The organism is Oceanicella sp. SM1341, from assembly GCF_003448965.1.
In the GTDB taxonomy this organism is placed as follows: Bacteria; Pseudomonadota; Alphaproteobacteria; order Rhodobacterales; family Rhodobacteraceae; genus Paroceanicella.
The window spans coordinates 44,532-68,542 of the sequence record NZ_QRGC01000022.1 but is presented as its reverse complement, the minus strand read 5'-3'; the positions used below and the strand labels follow the sequence as shown (position 1 = coordinate 68,542).

The window sequence follows — 24,011 nt, the reverse complement described above, 5'->3', positions numbered from 1 at the left end:
ATCCTTCCTGTCGGCAGCCACCCTTCCGGTGGCATCCCTTGCGACACACCCCGCCCGAGCGGGGGATCCGAAAGAAAGGCTAGACAGACAAATATGCAAATGCAAACATATTTCACACCGATGACAGGGATGGTGAGAAAACATGCAATATGACGCGATCCTGGTGGGCGCGGGGGTCAATTCATTGGCAGCGGCGGCGCATCTCGCGGCAAGCGGCTGGCGTGTGGGCCTGTTCGAGAAGGCCGCCACGCCCGGTGGCGCGGTGAAAACCGAGGCGCTCACCCTGCCCGGCTACCGGCATGACGTGGCGGCGATGAACCTCTCGATGTTCGCCGGCTCAGCCTTCCATGCGAAATATGCGGATGAATTGAAATCCCACGGCTTCGCCCTGGCGCCCGCCGCGCATCCCTTCGCCTCCGCCTTCCCCGATGGCAGCTTCTTCGGCGTGAGCGCCGACCTCGACACCACCCTGGGCCGATTCGCCGATTCGCGCGATGCCGATACCTGGCGCGAGATGGTCGCCGCCTTCCCCGCCCGCGCTGCCTCGGTGGGCGGGTTGCTGGGCGCGCCGATGACCCCGCGCTCGCTCGCCGGCCAGGCCTGGCGCGCCTGGCGGGCGCATGGCGCGGGCGGCACCGCCGACCTGATGCGCCTGCTCGCAGCCTCGCCCCGCGCCTGGCTCACCGAGACGTTCCGTGACCCGAAGGTGCAGGCCACGCTCGGCGCCTGGGGCATGCATCTCGACTTCGCGCCCGACATCGCCGGCGGCGCGGTGTTCCCCTATCTCGAGGCGATGGCCAACCAGTGCTTCGGCATGGTGATCGGCGCGGGCGGCGCCGGCACGCTCACCGACGCGCTCTGCGCCATGATCCGCGCCCGCGGCGGCGAGATCCATTGCGCCACGGAGGTCACCGAGATCTGCGTGGAGAACGGCCGGGCGGTGGGCGTGCGGCTCGATGACGGCACGGTGACCCGGGCGGCTAAGGCGGTGCTGGCGAACGTCGCGCCGCGCGGCCTCGCCCGCCTGCTGAAGCAGGGCAGCGGCGACGCGCGCTACGACGCCGGCCTCGCCCGTTTCCGCCACGGGCCGGGCACGATGATGATCCATCTCGCGCTCGACGCCCTGCCGCCCTGGCGCGCCGCCGGGCTGCAGCGCTTCGCCTACGTGCACATCGCCCCCTCGCTGGATTACATGGCCTCGGTCTACACGGAAGCCATGGCCGGCCTGCTGCCGCGCGCGCCGATCCTCGTCGTCGGCCAGCCCACGGTGGTCGACCCGTCGCGCGCGCCGGAGGGGCGGCACACGCTCTGGGTGCAGGTCCGCGCCCTGCCCGCCGACATCCGCGGCGACGCCGCCGGCGAGATCACCGGCACCGACTGGGCGGAGCTGCGCGAGGCCTATGCCGACCGCGCCATGGCGCTGCTGGAGCAATATGCCCCCGGCCTCGGCGCCCATGTGCTCGCCCGCACGGTGGAGAGCCCGGCCGACCTCGAGGCCCGCAACCCCAACCTCGTGGGGGGAGACCAGGTCTGCGGCTCGCACCATCTCGACCAGAACTTCCTCTACCGCCCCGTGCGCGGCCACGCCGACTGGAGCACCCCGGTGAAGGCCCTGCACCTGATCGGTGCCGCGAGCTGGCCCGGCGCCGGCACCGGGGCTGCCTCCGGCTTCATGGCGGCCAGCCGCATTGCCGGGAAATGAGCCCTCCACGATCCCTTCAGGTTTGATCTTTCAAACATGAAGGAATCGCGCCAGACTGCCCCAAAGGCCCCGTGAGAGGCCGGACCGACCCAACAGGAAACCAGCACATGACCCAGACACGACGCGCATTTCTGCAAACCGGTATCGGCCTCGGCGTGGGGCTCTCGGCGCTCGGCAAGCTCGGCCTCTCGGCGGCCGTGGCGCAGGAGAGCGGCGACCTCACCATCGCCTACAACGTGAACCTGCCCTCCTGGGACCCCACCACCGGCCCCTCGGCGGTCAACCCCACCATCCAGGGCATCTACCAGTCGGTGTTCGACCAGTTCATCCTGCAGAAGCCCGACCTCACCTTCGACGCCGGCCTGCTCACCGAGTGGGGCTGGAACGAGGACAAGACGCAGGTCTTCATGGTGGTGCGCGAGGGTGTCACCTGGCATGATGGCTCGCCCTTCTCGGCCGAGGACGTGGTGTTCTCGCTCGAGCGCGCGGCAAAGCCCGAAACCGGCAGCCCCATGCAGTTCGTCTGGTCGAAGATCGGCAATTTCACCATCGAGGGCAATCGCATCACCGGCGACGTGATCGAGTATGACCCGACGATCTTCAAGTGGATGAGCTTCCTCACCGGCTACGTGCTGCCCAAGGCCTATTACGAGGAGGTGGGCCCGGAGGGCTTCGAGGCCGCCCCCATCGGCACCGGCCCCTACAAGGTCGACCGCTTCGAGCGCAACGCCTACCTGCGGCTGGTGGCAAACCCCGACTACTGGGGCGGCGCACCGGCCTTCGAGACCGTGACCATCAAGTTCGTCACCGATGCCGCGAGCCGCGTGGCGGAGGTGGAATCGGGCAATTCCCTCGTCACGCTCGAGATCCCCTACGAGGAGTATGACCGGCTGGTGGAGAAGGAGGGCCTCACCGGCGAGGCGCACCCGGTCTCCGACATCGGGATGATCTTCCTCAACGACATCGACGTGATGCTGGACAAGAACGTCCGCCTCGCCGCGCATCACGCCATCGACAAGCAGCTCATCATCGACCGGCTGCTGCGCGGCTACGGCGTGCCGCTCGCCACGCTGGAGACACCGGAATACGCCGCCTACGACCCCTCCATCACCTTCGAGCACGACCCGGAGAAGGCGAAGGAGCTGCTCGCGGCCTCGGGCTATTCCACCGACAACCCGGTGCGCTTCACCATCCAGACCACCCGCGGCTTCAAGCCCAAGGATTACGAGATGATCCAGGCCATCGTGGGCATGTGGCGCAAGGTGGGCATCGAGGCCGAGATCGAGGTCTACGAGATCGCGAAGCACTACGAGCTGCGCGCCGCCGACCAGCTCGCCCCCGCCGCCTTCTACAACTGGGGCAACTCGGTGGGCGACCCCACCACCTCGACGGGCTTTGCCATGTTCGGCCCCTCGCCGCATTCCGTCTGGGACAGCGAGGACCTGGTGGCGAAGATCGCCCCGCTCTGGGCCGAGCAGGACGAGGAGAAGCGCATCCAGGGCTGGAAGGACGTGAGCCGCTACATCGCCGAGGAATGCTACGTGATCCCGCTGCTGCAGTACGTGCAGCCCATCGTGCATGACGCGGGCATCTCGGTGGTGCCGCATGCCTCAGGCGCGCTGCTGCCGGCGCTGATGACCCCGGCCTGAGGCCTTTCCCGGGGGGCCGCCCCCCTAGCGCCCGCCCCGGGCGGGAGGCCCCCCGGTGCCTCCCGCCGCTTCCGCCCGTGAAGGCCCAGATGCTGCTCAAGACCCTCCTCGCCCGCCTCGCCTCCATGGTGATCACGCTGTTCGGCGTGGCCGTGGTGGTGTTCGTGATCATCCGCGTCGCCCCGGGCGACCCGATCGCGATGATGCTGCCCCCCGGCGCCTCGGATGCCGACGTGGAGCGGCTGCGCGCCCTCTACGGGCTCGACCGCTCGATGCCCGAGCAGTTCCTCATCTGGCTCGGCGGCGTGCTGCAAGGGGACTTCGGCACCTCCATCTCGCTGCGCCAGCCGGTGGCGGGGCTGGTGCTGGGCCGGCTGCCGGCCACGCTGGAGCTGAGCGCGCTGGCGCTCGTCATCGCGCTGGTGCTGGGCGGCTTCCTCGCCATCTTCGGCGCCCGCCACCGCGCGACACCGCTGGAAGCGGGGGTGGACCTCACCAATGGCGCCGCGCTCTCGGTGCCGGATTTCCTCTGGGGGCTCGTGCTCATCCTGCTCTTCGGCGTGCTCTGGCCGGTGCTGGAGATCTCGGGGCGGGTCTCGCCCCGGCTCGACCTGCCCTTCGCCACGCAGTTCTACCTCGTGGAGAGCATCCTGCGGCTGCGCTTCGACCTCACGGCCGACCTGCTGAGCCACATGATCATGCCCGCGCTCGCCCTCGCCCTGCCGCTGGCCGCGATCATCGCGCAGCTCCTGAAGCAGAGCCTGAAGGAAGTGCTGAACCTCGACTACGTCACCCTCGCCCGGGTGCGCGGCTATTCCGAGCTGCGGGTGATCCTGCGCGAGGGCCTGCGCAACGCCGCCCTGCCCACGCTCACGCTGGTGGGCGTGCAGTTCACCTTCCTCATCGGCGGCACGGTGATCGTGGAGCGGCTGTTCTCCTACGAGGGGCTGGGCAACATGGCCATCGACGCGGTGATCAACCGCGACCTGCCGCTGATCCAGGGCATCGTGCTGCTCTTCGCGGTGATCTTCATCCTGGTCAACCTCGCCGTGGACCTCACCTATTCCCTGCTGAACCCGAGGCTGCGCCATGGCTGATGCTCTCCCCTCCGCCCCGAGCCGCAGAGCGAAGAGCAAGGCCTCCCCGGCCCGGCCTGCGCGCAATACTCCGCGCCACCCCGGCCGGCGTGCCTGCGGAGGCGGGGCAGAAGCGCCCTCCCGGGGGGAGGGTCGGGCGCTGCCCGGCGTGCCGCCGGGCGGAAGCCCGGAGCGAGGCGCCCTGCCTTGCTTGCAGCCGCGAGCGATTGGTCGATTTCGGCGGAGAACTGGCGTGCCGCATGGCAATCGCTTCGCTCTCACTTTCGCAGTCCCCTTCACCCCGCCCGAACCGCAGGGCGAAGGGCAGCGCCCGATCCTGGGTGGGCGCTGCCCCGGCACGGCCTGCGTGCCGCGCATCAGGCCGCCCCGGCCGGCGTGCCCGCGGAGGCGTTGCAGAAGCGCCCTCCCGGGGGGAGGGTCGGGCGCTGCCCGGCGTGCCGCCGGGCGGAGGCCCGGAGCGAGGCGCCCTGCCCTGCTTGCAGCCGCGAGCGGTTGGTCAGGCTTGGCGGAGAGCTGGCGTGCCGCGAGGCAGTCGCTTCGCTCTCGCTTTCTTAGTCCGTCTCACTCCGCCCGAACCGCGGGGCGAAGGGCAGCGCCCGACCCTGGGATGGCGCTGCCCCGGCCTGGCCTGCTCGCAGCACGTCGCGCCACCCCGGCCGGCGTGCCTGCGGAGGCGTCGCAGCAGCGCCCTCCCGGGGGGAGGGTTGGGCGCTGCCCGGCCTGCCGCCGGGCGGAAGTTCGGAGCGAGGCACCCTGCCCTGACCGCGCCCCGGAGGCCACCCGATGAGCGCCGACACCCGCGCACAGCGCCGCCGCGCCGGGGTGCGGCTCTGGCTGCCGGGCCTCTGGCTCGGGCTGCTCTGCCTCGCCGCCCTCGCCGCCCCCTGGATCGCCCCGCATGACCCGCTGGCACAGGACCTGATGCTCGAGCGCCTGCCGCCCGCCTGGGTGGGCGGGGCCGAGCCGGGCTACTGGCTGGGCACCGACAGCCTCGGCCGCGACGTGCTTTCGCGCATCGTCTGGGGCGCGCGCATCGCCCTCGTCGTGGCGCTCATCGCGGCCAGTGCGGCCTGCCTGCTCGGCTCGGCGCTTGGCCTCGTCGCCGGATACTTCGGCGGCTGGCCGGACCGTGTCGTCTCCCGGCTCGTCGATGTCTGGATGGCCTTCCCGCCGGTGCTCTTCGCCATCCTGCTGGTGGCGGTGCTGGGCGCGGGGCTGCACTCGGTCATCCTCGCCATCGCCATCATCGACTGGACCCGCTTCGCCCGGGTCATCCGCGCCGAGGCCATGGTGCAGGCGCGCATGGACTACGTGCACTCCGCCCGCATCGGCGGCGCCGGGCGCATCGGCACGCTGCTCACCGAGGTGCTGCCCAACGTGCTGCCCTCCGTCATCGCCCTGCTCGCGCTCGAGATGGGCGTGGCCGTGATCGTGGAGGCGATCCTGAGCTTCGTGAACCTGTCGATCTCCACCGACGACCCCACCTGGGGCTCGATGATCGCGGAGGGCCGCGCCTCCATCCACTTCGCCTGGTGGGTGCTCGTGTTCCCGCTTGTCGCCCTGTTCCTCACCGTCCTCTCCTTCAGCCAGTTCGGCGAGGGGCTGAAGGACCGTTTCGACCCGGTGCTGCGATGACCGCCTGTCTCGAGATCCTCGGCCTCGACGCCGCCATCCGCCGCGGGCCCCGCCTGCTGCGCAACGTCTCGCTCAGCGTGGCCCCCGGCGAGGTGCGCGCCCTGGTGGGCGAGAGCGGCGCCGGCAAGAGCATGATCGGGAAGGCGGTGCTCGGCGTGCTGCCGCGCGGCATCGAGGTCACCTCCGGCGACATCCTGCTGGAGGGCCAGAACCTCGGCGCCCTCAGCCCGGGCCTCCGCCGCCGCACCGTGGGGGCCGCGGCCGCGCTCATCCCGCAGGACCCGCTCACCGCGCTCAACCCCTCGCGGCGCATCGGCCCGCAGATCACCGACAAGCTGGTGCACCTGCTGGGCTGGATCCGGGCACGGGCCGACGCGCGGGCGCGCGAGCTGCTCGACGAGGTGCGCATCCGCGCGCCGGAGCGGGTGATGGCCTCCTACCCGCACGAGCTCTCGGGCGGCATGCGCCAGCGCGTGCTCATCGCCGCCGCCTTCGCCTCCGAGCCGCGGCTCATCGTGGCAGACGAGCCCACCACCGCGCTCGACGTGACGGTGCAGAAGCAGATCCTGCGCCTGATCGCCGAGCTGCAGGCCCGCCACAACACCGCGGTGCTCTTCGTCACCCATGACCTCGGCGTGGTGGCGAAGGTGAGCCAGTCGGTGAGCGTGCTCTTCGCCGGCAAGGTGGTGGAGGCGGGGCCGACGGAGGCGCTCTTCCGCGCCCCCGCCCACCCCTACACCCGCGCGCTGATGGCCGCGACGCCGCGCTACACCGACCCCTTCGCCTCGCTGCAGCCGGTGCCCGAGGCGGTGCTCGCCGGCCTGCGCGCCGAGGTTGCGGCCGAGGATGCCGCCCGGGAGGCCCGCAATGGCTGATCTCTTCGAGGTGACCGACCTCCACCTCTCCCTGCCGGACATGACCGCGAAGCCGCTCATCGGCGCCGCCCCGCGCATCGAGATCCTCAAGGGGCTGAGCTTCACCCTGCCCGAGGGAAAGGTGACCGGCATCGTGGGCGAGAGCGGCTCGGGCAAGAGCACGCTGGGCCGCGCGCTGGTGCGGCTGCTCGAACCCACGGGCGGCAGCATCCGCTTCGCCGGGCAGGACATCACCCACCTGCCCGAGCCCGCCCTCGCCCCCCTGCGCCGCGACCTGCAGATGATCTTCCAGGACCCGATGTCCTCGCTCAACCCGCGCCACACGGTGGGGCGCATCGTCGCCATGCCGATGAAGCGCTTCGGGCGCGGCGGCAGCCGGGCCGAGGTGGCCGCGGCGCTGGAGCGCGTGGGCCTGCCGGCGGGCTTTGCCGCGCGCTACCCGCACGAGCTCTCCGGCGGCCAGCGCCAGCGGGTGGGCATCGCCCGGGCCATCGCGCTCTCGCCGCGCTTCATCCTTGCCGACGAGATCGTCTCCGGCCTCGATGTCTCCTCGCAGGCGCAGGTGCTCACCCTGCTGGAGCGGCTGGCGGCGGAGATGGGCCTCACCATCGCCTTCATCAGCCACGACCTCTCGGTGATCCGCCGGCTCTGCGCGCAGGTGATCGTGCTGCAGCACGGCCGCATCGTGGAGGCCGGCCCCTGCGAGCGCCTCTTCGACGCGCCGCGCTCCGACTATACCCGTGCGCTCATCGATGCGATCCCCCTGCCGGAAATCGACCCCGGCTGGCTGGGGCGCGAAGTGGTTCAGACCTGAACATTCAGGGTTGAATCAATCCTGCCGCTTGTCCACTCTGGGTAGATAGCCCGCGGCGGACGAAGAGCGCCCGCCGGAACACACGAAGGCCGCAACCTGCTGAGACAAAGAACAAAAACCATTCACACGAGGAGGACGGGCTTGCCCCAGACGAAAGAACTCGGGATCGGGACCGCCCCGGACCCCGCCGGACGCGCCCTGGCCAAGACCCGCCTGCGCCTCTGGCTGCGGCTGCTGCGCGCCACCCGCCGGGTGGAGGGCGACCTGCGCGAGCGGTTGCGCCTGCACCACAACACCACCCTGCCGCGCTTCGACGTGATGGCCGCGCTCTACCGCGCCCGCGACGGGCTGAAGATGAGCGACCTCTCGCGCATGCTGATGGTCTCGAACGGCAACGTGACCGGCATCGTCGACCGGCTGGTGACCGACGGCCTGGTGATCCGCGTGGCGATGGAGGGCGACCGGCGCGCCGCCCTCGTGCGCCTCACCGCCCGGGGCGAGGCCGAGTTTGCCGACATGGCCACCGCGCACGAGGCCTGGCTGGCCGACATCTTCTCCGTGCTCGACGAAGACGAGATCGCCGCCCTCTTCCCCCCGCTCGAGAAACTCGGCGAAGCCCGGGCCTGAGCGCGGGCCCCGACGCCGGGGGCCGCTGTTCAGCCAGTCTGTGACCATCGCCTACCGCATCGGATATGATGCGATTTGGCGATGCGCTTCGCCATGCGTGATGACACGATCGAAATGCCGCGCAGCCCGTGCGAGATCCGTGCCGGTTCCACAGAAGAGGACGGTAATAAAATCTTCATGCGGAAGCAGCCCTTTGCGAGGCCTTCGATCTGCTTGAAAGCACTCCGCTCGCGGTCGATAGGCTTCAGCCTGGCCCAAGCTGAATACTTCAGCGTCCCGCTTCATTTCGACGTGAACTGCGAGCGTCCGCCCGCTGGGGGCGCGCAAAAAGAACATCGCATCAATTTCCATCGAGACGGAATCGTTCGACCGGCATGTGCACCCTGGGCAGGGTTCGTACCAGTAGTTCGACCAGAATGGACATTTCATGCTGTTAGCAGGGTCTCTTCGCAGCCATTGCTCCTGCCATAGCGGTAACGCCTCCGCATATTCGGCAAAGAAGGGTGTGCCGAGCAACAGAAAGGGAATAACGGCCCGGTCATCACGCACTGCCAACGCAATGGCGCCCAGAAACGGCTGCGCCCGAGCTTGATACCTGCAATTCCCATCCGAGTAGTCCTCAGGCACGCCGGCCTCCCATCTCCGCAGAACTTCTGGTGGCATATGCTTTCGAACAAAAGACCCCGGACGCGGGGTCCGGGGCCTGTCTATCACGGAACGCGGGAACGGATCAGTCTTCCGCTTCCGGGTTTTCCTCGTAGTAGGCGATGCGCTCGAGGAAGTAGTCGTAGGCCGCCTTGCGGTCGATGTCGCCGTTGCCGGCGTCGAGCCAGGCCTCGGTGTAGGGCTCGAGTTTCGCGTGGATCGCCTCGAGCATCTCGCCGGAGGCGGTGGTGAACTTGGTTCCGGCCTTGGTAAGCTCTTCCTCGCCCAGGGCGTCCTGGGTGTCCCACATCGTGGCGGCGAGCGCGGCGAGGTGCTTGCCGGAGACCGAGTTGATCGCTTCCTTGTCCTCGTCGGAGAGACCGTCCCAGACGCCCTCGTTCATGATGATGCCCTGCACGGAGCGGTAGAGCCCGCCCGGCACCTTCAGCGCGTACTTGATCGCCGGGCCGATCTTGAAGTTGTAGACACTCTCGGTGGGGAAGAGGATGCCGTCGGCGACACCCTTCGAGATCACCTCGTAGCTCTGGCTGGAAGGCGCGAAGAACGGCACCACGCCCAGCCCCTCGCCGGCGTTCTTCGACATGCCGCCCGCGACGCGGATCTTCATGCCCGAGAGATCGTCGAGCGAGGTGATCTCCTTCGAGCCGGTGAAGAGATGCGCCGGGCCGTGGCCCCAGGCGCCCAGCAGGTGCACGCCGCGGTGCTCATGCGCCCCCTCGATGAACTTCTCGTACGTGTCCCAGAAGGCGAGAGAGGCGGTGCGGCTGTCGGGCGCCACGAAGGGCAGCTCGCCCAGCTCCATCAGCGGGAAGCGGTCGGAGGTGTAGGAATGCACGATGAAGGTGATGTCGGCGATGCCGTTGAGCGCGATGTCGAGATGCGCCGGCGGCGCGCCGAGCGGGCTGACGAACTCGATCTTGATCCGCCCGTCGGTAGCTTCCTCCACCTCCTTGGCCCAGGGGACCATCACGTCGGAGGAGAGCGGGTGCGTCATCGGCACCCAGTTGGAGAAGCGGAGCACCGTCTCGGCGTTGGCCACGCCGGCGGTCAGGGTGGCCAGGGCCGCGAGCCCGCCCAGGAGACTGCGTCTCGTGAACATGGAGTTACCTTTCTGTTGGATGTCGACGTTTCTTTTTGAATTGGCCCCCGCTCACATGAGCGAGGGCAGGAACAGCGTGACCCAGGGCACCAGCACCAGGAGGGCAAGGCGCAGGATATCCGCCAGGATGAACGGCGCCAGCCCCCGGAAGATGGTCTGGATCGGAATGTCCGGCAGCGTGGCGCGCAGCACGAAGGCGTTCATGCCGATGGGCGGGGTGATGAGCGAGATCTCGATCACGATCACCACGATGATGCCGAACCACACCGGATCGAAGCCGAGTTGCTGGATGATCGGGAAGAAGATCGGCACCGTGAGCAGCATCATCGACAGGCTCTCCAGCACGCAGCCGAGGGCGATGTAGATCGCGAGGATGATCACCAGGATCACCAGCGGCGGCGCCTCGGTGCCGGCGATCAGCGCCGAGAGCTCGCGCGGCAGGCCGGCCACGTTGATGAAGTTGGAGAACAGGATCGCCCCGATCAGCAGCACGAACATCATCGTGGAGGTGATCGCCGTCTCCACCAGCACCTCGTAGAGCTTGCGCAAGGTCAGCCCGCCGCGCAGCAGCGCGAAGAGGAAGGCGCCGCCCGCGCCGATGCCGGCAGCCTCGGTGGGGGTGAAGATGCCGAAATAGATGCCGCCCATCACCAGCGCGAACAGCACCGCCACGCCCCAGATGCGCGAGAAGGCGGTGAGCCGCTCGGGCCAGCCGGCCCGCGCGCCGCGCGGGCCGCTCTCCGGGTTCAGCCGCGTCGCCACCTGCACGGCGCCGATGTAGAACAGCATGCCCACGATGCCCGGCAGCACGCCGGCCACGAAGAGCGTGCCGATATCGGTGGAGGTGAGCGTGCCGTAGAGCACCAGGATCACCGAGGGCGGGATGAGGATGCCGAGCGTGCCCCCCGCCGCGATGGAGCCGGCGGCCAGCGAATCCGCGTAGTTGAACCGCCGCATGGAGGGGATGGCCACCTTCGACATCGTCGCCGAGGTCGCCATGGACGAGCCGGAGACCGCCGCGAACCCGCCGCAGGCCACCACGGTCGCCATGGCGAGCCCGCCGCGGTGATGGCCGAGGAAGGCGTTGGCGAAGTCGAACAGCGCGCGGGAGAGGCCGGCGCGGGTGATCAGGTTGCCCATCAGGATGAACAGCGGCACCACCGAGAGCGAGTCGCTCATCGTGGTCTCGTAGGCGATCTGGCCGAGCATCGCGAGCGAGGGGTTCACCCCCACGATGAGCGCGAAGCCGCCGAAGCCCACCAGCGCCATGCCGAAGGCGATGGGCGCGCCGAGCATCAGCAGGCCGAAGACGACGAGGAAGCCGTAGAGGGTCTCAAGCATTGCGGCCTCCGAGGCGCAGCACGATCTGCACGAGCAGCGCGATCACGGCAAGGCCGGCCATCACGCTCATGAACCAGGCGAAGGGCGCGAGCGGCACGCCCAGGAAGATCGAGGTGTCGGAGTAGCGGGCGAGCGCGTTGCCCTTCACCCAGAGCTGCCAGGCCATCAGCCCGAGCCCGGCCAGCGAGGTGATCAGCATCACCACGCTCTGCAGCGTCTGCGCCTTCACGCCCACGATGATGTCGAGCAGGTCGATGCTCACGTGCTCGCGCCGCGCCGTGACCAGCGGCAGGCCGCCGAAGATCAGCAGGCCCATGCCGAACTGGGTGAGCTCGGAGGCGCCCGCCACGGGGCTGTTGAAGAAATAGCGCCCGGTCACGTCCACGCAGGTGAGCACCGCGAGGAACAGGACCACGAGGGCCACGAACAGTTTCAGCACGATGGCGACGGGGCCGAGACCGGGCTCCGCGCCCAGGTGCACCGGGGCGAGGCCGTCATCGTCCGGATCAGGGTTTCCGCTCAACGTCAGACACCTCCTTGTGGGACCCCGCGGCGCGCTGGCCGCGGACAGGTATTGTTGCAGGCCTTCCAGCCCGGCGTGCGCCCCGCGCGGGGCGCCTTCGTGGCCGGCCCGGGGGCCGGCTCCCCCGGGCGCGCCCGGGGCCTCAGCCCGCCTTCGGGCCGGCAAACACCTCGATCAGCGCCGAGATGTCGCGATCGAGCCCGTCGCGCAGGCCGGTGGCGCGCAGCAGCTCGGCGGCGGTCGAGGTCATCGGCAGCAGCGCACCGGCGGATTTCGCCGCCTCGCGCACCGTGTCGAGGTCCTTGAGCATCATGCGCGAGGTGCCGTAGACCGGCTCGTGCACCCGGGCGGCCATGCGCGGCCCGAAGATCTGGAAGGGCTTCGAATCCGCGAAACCGCCCTGCAGGGCGGGCGCGAGGCGCGTCGCGTCGATGCCGTTCGCCTCGGCGAAGGCCACGGCCTCGGCCACGATGGCCATGGTGCAGCCGGCGATGATCTGGTTGGCGAGCTTGGTCGCCTGCCCCGCGCCCACCGGGCCCATCAGCGTCGCCCGGGCCGAAACCGCCTCGAGCGCCGGCCGTGCCGCGGCAAAGCCGGCCTCCGTGCCGCCGGCCATGATGGTGAGCGTACCGGCTTCGGCCGCCGGCACGCCGCCGGAGACCGGCGCGTCGATCCACTCTCCCCCGGTCTCCTCCGCCCAGCGGGCGGCGAGTGCGCGGGTCTTCTCCGGGTCGACGGAGGAGAAATCCACCAGCGTGAGGCCGCGTGCCGCACCGGCGAGGCCGCCCTCGCCGAAGGCCACCGCCTCCACCGCCTTCGCGTCGGTCATGCACAGGCAGAGCAGCTCCGCCCCTTCCGCCGCGGCGGCCGGGGTGTCGGCCACCCGCGCGCCGGCTTCGGCCAGCGGCGCGGCCTTGCCCGCCGATCGGTTCCACACCGAGAGCGCGTGCCCCGCCTGCACGAGGTTCAGCGCCATCGGGGCACCCATCAGCCCCAGTCCGAGAAAGGCGATCCTCATGCGTCGGGCACCTCGAGCGGCCATTCGGCGTCGCCGTCATGGGTCACGGCGCCGAGATGGGCCGAGCCCACCTGGGCGGCGTATTTCTGCATGGCCCCCGAGAGCCGGTAGGGCCGCGGCAGCGGGGTGAAGGCCGCCTTGCGCGCCGCGATCTCTTCCTCGGGCAGCAGCAGCTCCATGGTGCGCGCGTTGCAATCGACCCGGATCGGGTCGCCCTCGCGCACGAGGCCCAGCGGGCCGCCCACCGCGGCCTCCGGGCTCACGTAGCCGATGCACATGCCGCGCGAGGCGCCGGAGAAGCGACCGTCGGTGATCAGTGCCACCTTCTCGCCCATGCCCTGCCCGTAGATCACGGCGGTGGGCCCGAGCATCTCGCGCATGCCGGGGCCGCCCTTCGGGCCCTCGTTGCGGATGATGATCACGTCGCCCTCCTTGTAGGCGCGGGCGCGGATGGCCTTCATCGCGGCCTCCTCGCTCTCGAACACCCGGGCCGGGCCCTCGTGGGTGAGCACGCGCAGGCCGGCCACCTTGATGAGCGCGCCGTCGGGGGCGAGGTTGCCCTTGAGCACGATCACCCCGCCCCAGGGCGAGATCGGGTTATCGACGGAGCGCACCACATCGCCGTCGGGCGCCGGGGCGTCGGCCACTTCCTCGGCCAGCGTGCGGCCGGTGACGGTGATGGTCGAGCCGTCGATCACGCCGCCGCGGATCAGCTCCTTCACGATCACGGCGGTGCCGCCGATGCGGTGGACGTGCTGGGCGAAATACTTGCCGCCGGGCTGCAGGTTGCCGATCAGCGGCGTGCGCTCGAACACCGCCGCGGCGTCTTCCAGCGTGAAGCGGATGCCGGCCTCGTTGGCGATGGCGGGCAGGTGCAGCGCCGCGTTGGTCGAGCCGCCGGTGGCGGCCACGATGGCGCAGGCGTTCTCCAGGCTCGCGCGGGTGATGCACTCGCGCGGCAGCGGCCCGCCGCCCTGCACGATATCGGCCACCAGCCGGCCGGCGCGGCGCGCGAGGCCGCGGCGGTCGGGGTGGACCGCCGGCAGCATGGCCGAGCCCATGGGCGCGAGGCCCAGCACCTCGGAGACCATCGCCATCGTGTTCGCCGTGAACTGGCCCGGGCAGGAGCCGATGGTGGGCAGGGCCACGCGCTCGAGCTTCGCGAGGCTCTCCTCGGTCATCTCGCCGGTCATCACCTTGCCCGCGCCCTCGTAGGCGGTGAGGATGGAGACATCGCCCCCCTCCCACTCGCCCACCAGCGCAGCACCGCCGAAGACGAAGGCCGCCGGCGCGTTCATGCGCACGATGGCCATCATCATCGCCGGCAGGTTCTTGTCGCAGCCGCCGAAGGCCACCAGCCCGTCATAGGCGTGGCCGCGCATCACCAGTTCCACCGAATCGGCGATCAGCTCGCGCGACATCAGCGAGCATTTCATACCCTGGTGGTTCATCGAGATGCCGTCGGAGACCGAGATGGTGGTGAAGTTGCGCGGCGTGCCGCCGCCCTCGGAGATGCCCTGGCTCGCGTCGCGGGCCTGGATGTCGAGGTTGCCGTTGCAGGGCGTGATCTCGCCGAAAGTGGTCACCACGCCGATGATGGGCTTGGCCATCGCCTCGTCGTCGAGCCCCATGCCGCGCATGAAGGCGCGGTGCGGCGTGCGGTCGAGCCCCTCGACCGTGATGCGTGAGCGCAGCGGTGCGTTCTTCGTCTCTGTCATGTCCCTGTCCCCCTCCTGTCGCGCCGGCCCTTTCAGGTGACCTTGGCTTTCTTGCGGTAAATCTCGTTGTCCCACAGCCGCTTGTCCATGATCTCGCCGAGGATGTCGACAGCGCCGCGCACCTCTGCCTCGCCGATGTAGAGCGGGGTGAAGCCGAAGCGCATCACGTCGGGCGCGCGGAAATCGCCGATCACGCCGCGGGCGATGAGCGCCTGCATGGCAGCGTAGCCCTCGTGGAAGCGGAACGACACCTGGCTGCCGCGCCGCTCCGCCTCGCGCGGGGTCACCAGCTCCAGTTCCGGGCAGCGCGCCTCCACCAGTTCGATGAACAGCTCGCAGAGCGCGATGGATTTCGCCCGCACCTCGTGGATCGACACGCCCTCCCAGGCCTCCAGCGCCGCCTCGAGCGCCGAGAGCGCCAGGATCGGCGGCGTGCCGACGCGCATACGCCCCACGCCGGCCGAGGGCCGGTAGTCATGCTCGAAGGCGAAGGGGGCGGCATGGCCCATCCAGCCCGAGAGCGCCGGCGCCACGCTCTCCTGGAGGCGGGGCGCGATATAGACGAAGGCCGGCGCGCCGGGGCCGCCGTTGAGATACTTGTAGCCGCAGCCGATGGCGAAATCGGCGTTGCAGGCGTCGAGTTCCACCGGCAGCGCGCCGGCGGAATGCGCGAGGTCCCAGACGGTGAGCGCGCCGAGGCCCTGGGCCCGGGCGGTCATCGCCGCCATGTCGTAGAGCTCGCCGGTGCGGTAGTCGGTGTGGGTGAGCATGAGCACGGCGAGGTCCTGGCCCGCCGCGTCCACCGCCGCTTCCATCTCCGCGTGGGAGACGGTGCGCAGCTCATGCCCCTGCCCCAGCGCGCCGATGAGCCCCTGGGCGATGTAGAGATCGGTGGGGAAATTGCCGGAATCCGACAGGATCACCTTCCGCCCCGGCCGGGCCGCGAGCGCGGCGGAGAGCACCTTGAACAGGTTCACCGAGGTCGTGTCACCCACCATCACCGAGGCGGGGTCTGCCCCGATCAGCGGTGCGATACGGGCGGCCACGCGCTCCGGCAGGCCGATCCAGTCCGCATCGTTCCAGCCGCGGATGAGCATCCCGGCCCACTCGTCCTTCGCCGCGCGCTGCAGCGCGTCGGTGGCCGCGAGCGGCATGGGCCCCAGCGAGTTGCCGTCGAGGTAGATCACCCCCTCGGGCATGTGGAACAGCTTGCGGGTGCGGTCGAAGACCGTCTCCGCCTGCGGAGCCTGGGAATGTGAGAGGTCGCTCGCCATCGCGGTATCTCCTGCCTTGGTCCACGGAACTCTGCGACAGGCCGGTGTTTAGTTCAATCATGAATTTTCATGTTTGAACTAAATCGCGGGCCGGGAGAGTGTGAGTTGCCAAAACACGTGCAACTGCGGAAACTGCTGCCCATGACACAAGCACCGATGATCGGGATGATCGTCCCGCCCGCCGCCGACACCGTGCCTCCCGAGGGGCCGGCCATGTATCCCGGCCTGCGCTTCGCCGCCCGCGGGCTGGGGCTCGAAGCCCTCACGCCCGAGGGCTATGACGGGGTGATCGGGCGCATTGGCGGCCTCGCGGCCGGGCTTGCCGCCGAGGGCGCCGAGGTGCTGGCGGTGATGGGCACCTCCCTCACCTTCTACCGCGGCCGGGCCTTCAACGAGGCGCTGACGCGCGACGTGGCCGCCGCCTGCGGCCGCCCGGTGGTGACGATGAGCACCGGCATCGTGGAGGCGATCGCGGCCACCGGGGCGCGGCGCATCGCCCTTGCCACCGCCTATGGCGACACGGTGAACGAACGGCTGGTCGCCTTCCTCGCCGAGCACGGGGTCGAGACCGGGGCGCTCGCCGCCCTCGGCATCGAGGATGTGAAGAAGGTCTTCGACGTGACGCAGGACGATCTGCTGGAGCTCGGCCGCCGCGCCGTGCGCGAGGCGGCGGCGGCCGGGCCCGCGCCCGAGGCGCTGTTCATCTCCTGCGGTGGCCTGCGCACCCTGCCCGTCTGCGAAGCACTGCAGGAGGAGCTGGGCCTGCCCGTTGTCTCCTCGGCCACCGCAGGGGTCGACGCCGCCGTGCGCCGCCTGTCGCAGCCGGCCGTCACGGGGTGACACGGGCGGCCCCGGGCGGGCGGTCGCCGGGGGCCGTGGACCGTTTCATCTGCCGGGCCGCTCCGCCTCCGCGGCGTCGGCCCGGCGCTCAGAGCGCGGTGCGCACCTGCCAGAGCTCGGGGAAGAGCTCCACCTCGAGCATCCGGCGCAGGTAGGTCACCCCCGCCGTGCCGCCGGTGCCGCGCTTGAAGCCGATCACCCGCTCCACGGTGGTCACGTGGTTGAAGCGCCAGCGGCGGAAGTAGTCCTCGAAATCCACCAGCTTCTCGGCCAGCTCGTAGAGCTCCCAGTGTTTCGCCGGGTCGGCGTAGACCGTGCGCCAGGCGTCCACCACGCCGGGATGCGCGGCGTGCAGCTCCGTCACGTCGCGCTCCAGCACCTCCTCGGGCACCGGGATGCCGGAGCGCGCGAGCAGGCGCAGCGCCTCGTCGTAGAGGCTGGGCTCGTGCAGCTCCGCCTCGAGACGGGCGTGGTCCTCCGCGTGGTGCTCGTGCGGGCGCAGCATCGCCTTGTTGCGATTGCCGACCAGGTATTCGATCTCGCGGTACTGCGCCGACTGGAAGCCCGAGGACTGGCCCAGCGTGTCGCGGAAATTGGTGTATTCGCTGGGCGTCATGGTGCGCAGCACGTCCCAGGCCGAGTTGAGCTGCTCGAAGATGCGCGCCACCCGGGTGAGCATCTTGAAGGCCGGCTGCACGTCGCCCGCTCGCACCGCGGCCCGCGCCGCCCGGATCTCGTGGATCGCGAGCCGCATCCACAGCTCCGAGGTCTGGTGCTGGATGATGAACAGCAGCTCGTCATGCGCGGCCGAGAGCGGCGCCTGCGCGCCGAGGATACGGTCGAGCTGCAGGTAGTCGCCGTAGGACATCCTGTCCCGGAACGACATCTGGGCGCCCTCGGTCTCCGGGTTGTAGGCTTCGCTCATCGTTGCTCTCCCGTCTCGTGCAGGGCTCCAGAATGCGCCATTCCGGCCAAGTTTCAAGCCTGAAGCTTCAAGCCTGAACGAAATCCCGCCGCGGCGTCTCGCCGGCGCGGCACGCCTGCCCCTCGTGCCTGCCGCGCGACACGCCCGCCCCTCGTATCCGCCGCGCGGCACGCGCGGCCCGGCCCAAACCGCAGGAGACGCGCGCCCGGCCACGGGCGCGGGTCGACGCAGGGCGGGAGGGCTCCCGCCCCGGCGCGTGTTCAGAGCCCCTTCGGGTGGGTCATGAATTCCTCGATCACCTCGGCGGGCGGCTTCACGAAGTCGGAGGTTCGGCTCACCCCGAGCCCGGTGAGCGCCTTGAGCTTCACCTGCATCTCCGCCTGCTTGAGCACGATGGGGATGCCGTTGATCACCGGCGCCCCGTCCACCCTGTGGTCGTGGAGCTGGGAGAACAGCAGCATCGGGATGCCGCCGCCGGGGATCAGCAGGTCGACCCCGTCGCGCACCAGCGGCTTTGCCTGCGCCTCGAACAGGCCGGCCACCTCGCCCAGCCGCTCGTCCGAGCCGAAGGCGGCGAGGATCTGGCCGGGCTGGAAGTCCATCGCGTGCACGCCGGTCACCCGCTCGCGCAGCCCGTACTTGCCGATCTGGTGGTGGAACCAGGGGATGTAGCGGCGGTTGATGGTCACGATGCCGGAGCGCTGGCCGAGCTGGCAGGCCTGCAGCATCGAGGCCTCGCCCATGCCCAGCACCGGGATGTCGACCACCGAGCGCGCCTCGTAGAGGCCGGCATCCTGGAAATGGCCGATGATGAAGGCGTCGTAGCCCTCGCGCTCGGCGCGCACCGCGTTGCAGATCACCTCGCGCGCGCAGCGGAATTCCACGATCGGGTGGGCGTAGCTGTCATGCGGGGTGATGCCGTGGATCACCACCTCGGTGCCGGGGTCCTTCACCGCGTCGAGATGGGCCTGCAGCGCGTCCCAGTAGCCGCCGGCGTTCTCCGCGTCCACGTAGGACTGGTACCAGATCTTCATGTCGTCCTCATCCTCCGATCATGCCGGGCAGCCAGAGGGCGAGCCCGGGGAATATCGTCAGCAGCACGATCAGCAGCAGCGTGCAGCCGATGAACGGCAGCGCCGCCCGCGCCACCTGCGAGATGGTCGTGCCCGGCGGGCTCACCCCCAGCATCACGAAGAGCAGCATGCCGAAGGGCGGCGTGGCGAGGCTCAGCTCCAGCGCCAGCAGCATCACCACGCCGAACCAGATCGGGTCGAACCCCATGGTGCCGATCAGCGGCATGAAGATCGGCAGGGTGAGCATCATGATCGAGAGCTGGTCCATGAACATGCCCAGCAGGATCAGCACCAGCACCATGGCGAGCAGCATCACGTAGGGCGAGACGGTGAAGCCCGTGGCCCAGCCGATCAGCCCCGAGGAGGCGCCGGAGAAGGCGAGCAGCTGCGAGAAGGTGGTCGAGCCCAGGATGATCATGAACATCATCCCCGACACCACCACCGCCCCGCGCAGCGACAGCACCACCGCCCGCAGGCTCAGCCTCCCGTAGCAGGCCGCGAGCACCATCACCGAGAGCGCGCCGAAGGCGGCGCTCTCCGTGGGCGTCGCCCAGCCGAGCAGGATGAGCCCGATCACGCAGAAGATCACCAGCCCCATGGGCGCCACTTCCACCAGCAGGGCGCGGAACATCTCGCCCCGGGTGGATTTCTCCGGCACGTAGTTCGGCGTCGCCTCCGGGTCGAGCGCGATCTGGGTGCGGATGAGCGCCACGTACATCGCCGCCAGGATCACGCCGGGCACCAGGCCCGCGATCAGCAGCGCGCCCACGTCGATGCGCGCCAGCGAGCCGAGCAGCACCGCCAGCGTGGAGGGCGGGATGATCATCGCGAGCCCGCCGGTGGCCAGGATCGGCCCCATGATCATGTGGGGCTTGTAGCCGCGCTTGGTCATCTCGGGCGCGAGCGAGGTGCCCAGCATGGCGGTGTTGGCCATCGAGGAGCCCGAGAGCGTGGCAAACAGCGTGCCGCCCGCCACCGTGAGGTAGGAGAGCCGGCCGCGCACGTTGCCCAGGCACTTGTCGAGCGCGTCGAACACCCGGATCGCGAGGCCGGTGTGGAAGAACAGCTCGCCCATGATCACAAAGAGCGGGATCGGCACCAGCGCGAAGCTCGTCACCGAGGCGGTGGCGTTGGAGATGAACTGGTCGATGCCGATCATCCCCCCCATGAACAGGTAGCACCCCGCGATGTTCACCGCGAAGAAGGCCACCGCCACCGGCATGCCGATCGCCATCATCACCAGGATGGCGCCGATCATCAGCCCGAAGGCGTAATACCATTCCATCATAGCCCCGCCCCCCTCAATGCGCGCCGTCGCCGCCGGCTTCCGTCTCGCCGCGCAGCAACTTCACCAGGAATTCCAGCGCCATGAAGGCAAAGCCCGCGCAGAGCAGCGCGTAGGCCAGCCAGCCCGGAATGGCGATGGAGCGGATGTCGACCGAGCCGAAGGCCCATTCCTGCGCCGTGAGCGCGCCGGCCCGCCAGGCGAGCAGCGCCAGCACGGCCACGCAGGCCGCGATCACCAGCCGCCCGAGCACGCTGCGCAGCCCGCCCGGCAGCCGCGACACCAGCGCGTTGATCGCCACATGCGCGCCGATATGCGCGAGCCAGGGCGCGGCGGCCACGGTGACGAAGAGCATGATGTATTCCACCACCGCCGAGGTGAACTGGAAGGGCCGGAAGCCGGTGTTGCGCAGGGTCACGTCCACCACGATGGCGAGCGTGGCGAAGGCGAGGCTCGCCCCCGCCGCCACCGCCAGGGCGAGGATGACCCGGTCATAGATCTGCAGTGCTTTCATGGCCCGTTCCGTCGGAATGTCCCGGAAGATCGCGCGCGGCAGCAGCCCGCCGCGCGGCGGGGGGATGCGCGCATCCCCCCGGGAAGGCCGCGCCCGGCCGGCCCGCGGGGGTCATCCCCCGCCCGGGCCGGGCATGGCGCGGGTGCGCCCCGCGGCAGCGGCGCCGAGGCGCCCCGGCCGCCGCGCGGCGCCCGCCTCAGCGCGTGTAGTAGCTCTTGCGCAGCTCTTCGTAGTAGGGCGTGCCGGAGGCCTTCATCCGCGCCCAGGCGCTGTCATAGGCGGCGTCGAGGAACTTGGTGCGCGCCTCGCCCTCGAGCGTGATCACCTCCATGCCCTCCTCGCGCACCTGCGCGTCGGTGGCCTCGATCGTGCTCTCGACGGCGGCGGTGGAGGAGGCCTCGTACTCGGCCGCGGCCTCGTTGAGGATCTGCTTCGCCTCGTCAGAGAGGCCCTCCCACTTGGCCGGGTTCATCACCACGGCGAGGTCGGAGTTGAAGAAGCCCGGGTCGATGCGGGTGCGCAGGAACTTGTCCCAGGAGAGGTCCTTGATGCCCAGGATCGGCCAGCCGGAGCCGTCGAAGGTGCCGCGCTCGAGGCCGGTGTAGACATCGGGCACCGGCACGGAGACCGGGATGATGCCCATGCCCTCGAAGAATTCCTTGTAGATCGGCTGCGAGCGGATCTTGAACCCGTCGAGGTCGAGGCTGCCGTCGGCCGCCTGCTCGGGCGCGCGGAGCGTGTAGATGTGGAAGTTGAAGCCGGTGTCGGCATGGGCGAGCAGCTGCACGTTCAGCTTCTCGGAGAAGGCCTTCTGCATCACCGCGAAGCCGCCGTTCTCGCGCGCCTCGGAGGCGGTCACGGTCATGCCCACCCAGGCGTCGGCCTCGGGCATCTTGCCGAGGTAATAGGTGGCGGGCCCGTACTGCATGTCGACCACGCCGCGGCGCACGGCATCGACCTGCTGCATGGGCGGGAACATCTCCGGGCCGCCGATGAAGTCGATCTGCACCACGCCCTCGCCCTTCTCGTTCACCAGGTCGACGAACTTCTGGAAGCTCTGCGAGAAGTAGAGCGGCTTGGGAAAGGCGGAAATGGCGCGCAGGGTGACTTCCTGTGCGGCAGCGCCGAAGGCGAGGCCGGAGAGCACGCCGGCAATGGCGGCACTGCGCAGGAACCGGTTCAGTCTGGTCATCGTAACACTCCTTGCTGAACACCCGCGAACGGGCCTGTTGCTTGGGTCGCCCCGGTGTGCCCGGGGTTCTCTGGTCGTCAGTCGAGCACGGGGGGCCGGACCATGCCCGCCCCTTCGAGCATCTTCAGGAAATCTGCCATCCGGGCCTGCCGGTAGGCGTCGAGATCCCTGCCCTCGTAGTCGAGAAAGCCCGATCCGGTCTTCATGCCGATGCGGCCTTCCTCCATGTTGCGCTTCACGATAGCGGGTGCCTCGAAGCGCGGGTCCTCCATCGCCTGCGACATGTAGCGCGAGGCATAGTAGAGGATGTCGCCGCCGCCCCAGTCGATGAACTCGAGCAGGCCGAGCACCGCGAAGCGGAAGCCGAAGCCGTATTTCACCGCCCGGTCCACGTCCTCGGCCGAGGCCACGCCCTCCTCGACCAGCCGCGCCGCCTCGTTCATCGCCAGCGCCTGGATGCGCGGCACGATGTAGCCCGGCGAGGCCTTGCACACGACCGGCACCTTGCCGATCGCCTCGAGGAAGCCCTTCAGCGCCGCCAGCGCCTCGGCCGACGTGCGCTCGGACGGCGAGACCTCCACCAGCGGCACCAGGAAGGCGGGGTTGAGGAAATGCGCGTTGAGGAAGGCTTCCGGCCGCGCCGTGAGCGCGGCGAGCTCGGTGGAGAGCATGGTCGAGGTGGTCGAGGCCAGCACCGCGCCCGCGTCGGCATGGGCGTCGAAGAGCGCGAAGGCCTCCGCCTTCGGCTCCTTCACCTCCGGCACGCCCTCGAAGACGAAGGCAGCGCCTGCCAGCGCCTCGGCCGCCCGCTCCAGCGGCAGCACGGAGACGCGCGCGAGGATCACCGGCACCGCCTCGGCCCCGAAGGCACCGATCGCGACCATGCCCATGAGCGCGCCGCGGATATCCTCCAGCGCGCCCTCGGCGAAGGCGGCGAAGGCCGCCCCGTCACGCGACTTCGCGTCGAGCAGCGTCACCTCGTGGCCGGCATGGGCGACGCATTGCGCGATGCCCCGCCCCATGCGCCCCGCGCCGATGCAGGCGATCTTCGCCCTCATGCGATGCCGTCCCGCAGCTGCGCCTGCAGGTCCGCCACCGGGACGCCGGCGAGGCCGAGCGCCGTCATGGTGCGCGGGCCGGCGCGGAAATCATCGCCCGAGGCGGCGGAGGCGATGGCAAGCAGCCCCGCCGCCACCGGGCACGGCACGCCGGCCCATTCGCCCACCGAGACGAGGAAGGCGAGGCCGAGGCCCACATCCTCGCTCATGTAGCGATGGTCGTGCAGGTTGAGCTTCTCGTGCCAGTCGCCCGAGTCGACCAGCTTGTCATGCGCGAGGTTGCCGTACATCCAGTTCGACGTGTTGTAATGATCGTCGAGCGGGAAATGCGGGCCCTTGTAGCCGAGCGCCTCGCGGATCGCCATGCGCTCGCCGTCGAGCGCCGCGTGCACGGCGCGGATGGCGGGCTGGGTGCCCTCGTTGTGGATGTCCCAGCTGTCGAAATGCTCGATGGGCCCGGCGTTCATCAGGATGAGCGGCGGGTGGATGATCGGCCCCGCGTTCATCAGCGCGCCGGAGAGCGCGTCGTCGAGCGCGCCGATCTCGGCCGGGAAGGCGGCGGAGATGAGGCCGATCGCGTGCTCGGTGTTCTTCGCCGGCATCACGCCGGTGGGCAGGCTGGAGGCGCGGGTGGTGATGCGCACCGCCGCCTCGCCCTGCTTGCGGCACAGCCAGGGCAGCGTGCCGGTCTCGGCCACCGAGACATCGGCGGTGCAGCCCGCATCGCGCATGATCTTCATCATCAGCCAGGAGCCGAAGGTGCCGGGCGGCAGGTAGATCACCTGCCCGTCGGTGACCAGCGGCGCGAGGCGGCGGGCGAGGTCTTCCTGGGCAAAGGCCGGGGTGGGCGCCACGATGAGCTCGGCGCCCTTCAGGGCCGCGGCGAGATCGTCGGTGGTGTTCACCGGCACGGTGCGGGTGCCGGCATGGTCGATCAGGTCGATCCCGTCATTGTCACGCACCGCCTGGAAATCGGCGCCATTGCGGCGCCACCAGCGCACGTCATGGCCGGCTTCGGCGAAATCGGCTGCAGCGGCATAGGACCCGTTGCCACCCCCAAGGACCGCGATCTTCAGGCTCATTCGG

22 protein-coding genes are annotated in these 24,011 nt (G+C 69.9%); 8 read left to right on the top strand and 14 right to left on the bottom strand.

Going from position 1 to position 24,011, the window contains the following annotated elements; all coding sequences use genetic code 11:
* Nucleotides 1-142: 142 nt before the first annotated feature.
* The 7 genes from D3P35_RS18005 (at nt 143) to D3P35_RS17975 (ending at nt 8,399) form a co-directional block, all read left to right on the top strand.
* Complete coding sequence (locus D3P35_RS18005) at nt 143-1,702, top strand: NAD(P)/FAD-dependent oxidoreductase (RefSeq protein ID WP_118136352.1); 1,560 nt, start codon at nt 143-145, stop codon at nt 1,700-1,702.
* 107 nt (nt 1,703-1,809) lie between these two features.
* On the top strand, nt 1,810-3,351 hold the full coding sequence (locus D3P35_RS18000; RefSeq protein WP_118136350.1) for an ABC transporter substrate-binding protein: 1,542 nt from the start codon (nt 1,810-1,812) through the stop codon (nt 3,349-3,351).
* An 89-nt stretch (nt 3,352-3,440) separates the two neighbouring features.
* The gene (locus D3P35_RS17995; protein WP_118136438.1) at nt 3,441-4,448 is read left to right on the top strand and encodes an ABC transporter permease; all 1,008 of its coding nucleotides are present in this window, start codon (nt 3,441-3,443) and stop codon (nt 4,446-4,448) included.
* Between the two features lie 783 nt (nt 4,449-5,231).
* A complete protein-coding gene (locus D3P35_RS17990; protein WP_118136348.1) occupies nt 5,232-6,083 on the top strand; it encodes an ABC transporter permease in 852 nt (283 codons plus the stop codon).
* Nucleotides 6,080-6,958, top strand: a complete 879-nt coding sequence (locus D3P35_RS17985; protein ID WP_118136346.1) for an ABC transporter ATP-binding protein — start codon at nt 6,080-6,082, stop codon at nt 6,956-6,958. The genes D3P35_RS17990 and D3P35_RS17985 overlap by 4 nt, the downstream gene beginning before the upstream one ends.
* Complete coding sequence (locus tag D3P35_RS17980) at nt 6,951-7,772, top strand: ABC transporter ATP-binding protein (protein ID WP_118136344.1); 822 nt, start codon at nt 6,951-6,953, stop codon at nt 7,770-7,772. Before D3P35_RS17985 ends, D3P35_RS17980 begins: the two co-directional genes overlap by 8 nt.
* A gap of 141 nt (nt 7,773-7,913) precedes the next feature.
* Complete coding sequence (locus tag D3P35_RS17975; RefSeq protein ID WP_232830544.1) at nt 7,914-8,399, top strand: MarR family winged helix-turn-helix transcriptional regulator; 486 nt, start codon at nt 7,914-7,916, stop codon at nt 8,397-8,399.
* A 51-nt stretch (nt 8,400-8,450) separates the two neighbouring features.
* On the opposite strand, the gene D3P35_RS26235 is transcribed toward D3P35_RS17975, so the two are convergent.
* The 7 genes from D3P35_RS26235 to kynU all read right to left on the bottom strand — a co-directional run bounded on the left by D3P35_RS26235 (nt 8,451) and on the right by kynU (nt 16,038).
* On the bottom strand, nt 8,451-9,026 hold the full coding sequence (locus D3P35_RS26235; protein WP_157982192.1) for a hypothetical protein: 576 nt from the start codon (nt 9,024-9,026) through the stop codon (nt 8,451-8,453).
* Between the two features lie 103 nt (nt 9,027-9,129).
* Nucleotides 9,130-10,164, bottom strand: a complete 1,035-nt coding sequence (locus tag D3P35_RS17970) for a TRAP transporter substrate-binding protein (protein ID WP_118136342.1) — start codon at nt 10,162-10,164, stop codon at nt 9,130-9,132.
* 51 nt (nt 10,165-10,215) lie between these two features.
* The gene (locus D3P35_RS17965; protein ID WP_118136340.1) at nt 10,216-11,505 is read right to left on the bottom strand and encodes a TRAP transporter large permease; all 1,290 of its coding nucleotides are present in this window, start codon (nt 11,503-11,505) and stop codon (nt 10,216-10,218) included.
* Nucleotides 11,498-12,028, bottom strand: a complete 531-nt coding sequence (locus D3P35_RS17960) for a TRAP transporter small permease (protein WP_157982191.1) — start codon at nt 12,026-12,028, stop codon at nt 11,498-11,500. Before D3P35_RS17960 ends, D3P35_RS17965 begins: the two co-directional genes overlap by 8 nt.
* A gap of 142 nt (nt 12,029-12,170) precedes the next feature.
* Nucleotides 12,171-13,046 (bottom strand): NAD(P)-dependent oxidoreductase, encoded by an 876-nt coding sequence (locus tag D3P35_RS17955; RefSeq protein ID WP_118136335.1) that lies wholly within the window; start codon nt 13,044-13,046, stop codon nt 12,171-12,173.
* The gene (ilvD, locus tag D3P35_RS17950) at nt 13,043-14,764 is read right to left on the bottom strand and encodes a dihydroxy-acid dehydratase (RefSeq protein ID WP_118136333.1); all 1,722 of its coding nucleotides are present in this window, start codon (nt 14,762-14,764) and stop codon (nt 13,043-13,045) included. Before ilvD ends, D3P35_RS17955 begins: the two co-directional genes overlap by 4 nt.
* A gap of 32 nt (nt 14,765-14,796) precedes the next feature.
* Nucleotides 14,797-16,038, bottom strand: coding sequence for a kynureninase (gene kynU, locus D3P35_RS17945; RefSeq protein WP_118136331.1), 1,242 nt, complete (start codon nt 16,036-16,038; stop codon nt 14,797-14,799).
* Between the two features lie 141 nt (nt 16,039-16,179).
* Between kynU and D3P35_RS17940 the strand changes: the two genes are divergently transcribed.
* Complete coding sequence (locus D3P35_RS17940; RefSeq protein WP_157982190.1) at nt 16,180-16,878, top strand: aspartate/glutamate racemase family protein; 699 nt, start codon at nt 16,180-16,182, stop codon at nt 16,876-16,878.
* A gap of 88 nt (nt 16,879-16,966) precedes the next feature.
* Here the strand turns inward: D3P35_RS17940 and kynA are convergent, their stop codons facing one another.
* The 7 genes from kynA to D3P35_RS17905 all read right to left on the bottom strand — a co-directional run bounded on the left by kynA (nt 16,967) and on the right by D3P35_RS17905 (nt 24,007).
* Nucleotides 16,967-17,803: a tryptophan 2,3-dioxygenase gene (gene kynA / locus D3P35_RS17935; RefSeq protein WP_118136327.1), complete on the bottom strand. Its 837-nt coding sequence runs from the start codon at nt 17,801-17,803 to the stop codon at nt 16,967-16,969.
* Nucleotides 17,804-18,063: 260 nt separating this feature from the next.
* The gene (locus D3P35_RS17930) at nt 18,064-18,837 is read right to left on the bottom strand and encodes an aspartate/glutamate racemase family protein (RefSeq protein ID WP_118136325.1); all 774 of its coding nucleotides are present in this window, start codon (nt 18,835-18,837) and stop codon (nt 18,064-18,066) included.
* Between the two features lie 7 nt (nt 18,838-18,844).
* Nucleotides 18,845-20,161, bottom strand: a complete 1,317-nt coding sequence (locus tag D3P35_RS17925) for a TRAP transporter large permease (protein WP_118136433.1) — start codon at nt 20,159-20,161, stop codon at nt 18,845-18,847.
* A 16-nt stretch (nt 20,162-20,177) separates the two neighbouring features.
* Entirely contained in the window at nt 20,178-20,675 is a 498-nt protein-coding gene (locus D3P35_RS17920; RefSeq protein WP_118136323.1) for a TRAP transporter small permease, read from the bottom strand.
* A 196-nt stretch (nt 20,676-20,871) separates the two neighbouring features.
* Nucleotides 20,872-21,867 (bottom strand): TRAP transporter substrate-binding protein DctP, encoded by a 996-nt coding sequence (dctP, locus tag D3P35_RS17915; protein WP_118136321.1) that lies wholly within the window; start codon nt 21,865-21,867, stop codon nt 20,872-20,874.
* 77 nt (nt 21,868-21,944) lie between these two features.
* On the bottom strand, nt 21,945-22,925 hold the full coding sequence (locus tag D3P35_RS17910; RefSeq protein ID WP_118136319.1) for a 3-hydroxybutyryl-CoA dehydrogenase: 981 nt from the start codon (nt 22,923-22,925) through the stop codon (nt 21,945-21,947).
* Nucleotides 22,922-24,007: an NAD/NADP-dependent octopine/nopaline dehydrogenase family protein gene (locus D3P35_RS17905; protein ID WP_232830543.1), complete on the bottom strand. Its 1,086-nt coding sequence runs from the start codon at nt 24,005-24,007 to the stop codon at nt 22,922-22,924. Before D3P35_RS17905 ends, D3P35_RS17910 begins: the two co-directional genes overlap by 4 nt.
* Nucleotides 24,008-24,011: the final 4 nt, after the last annotated feature.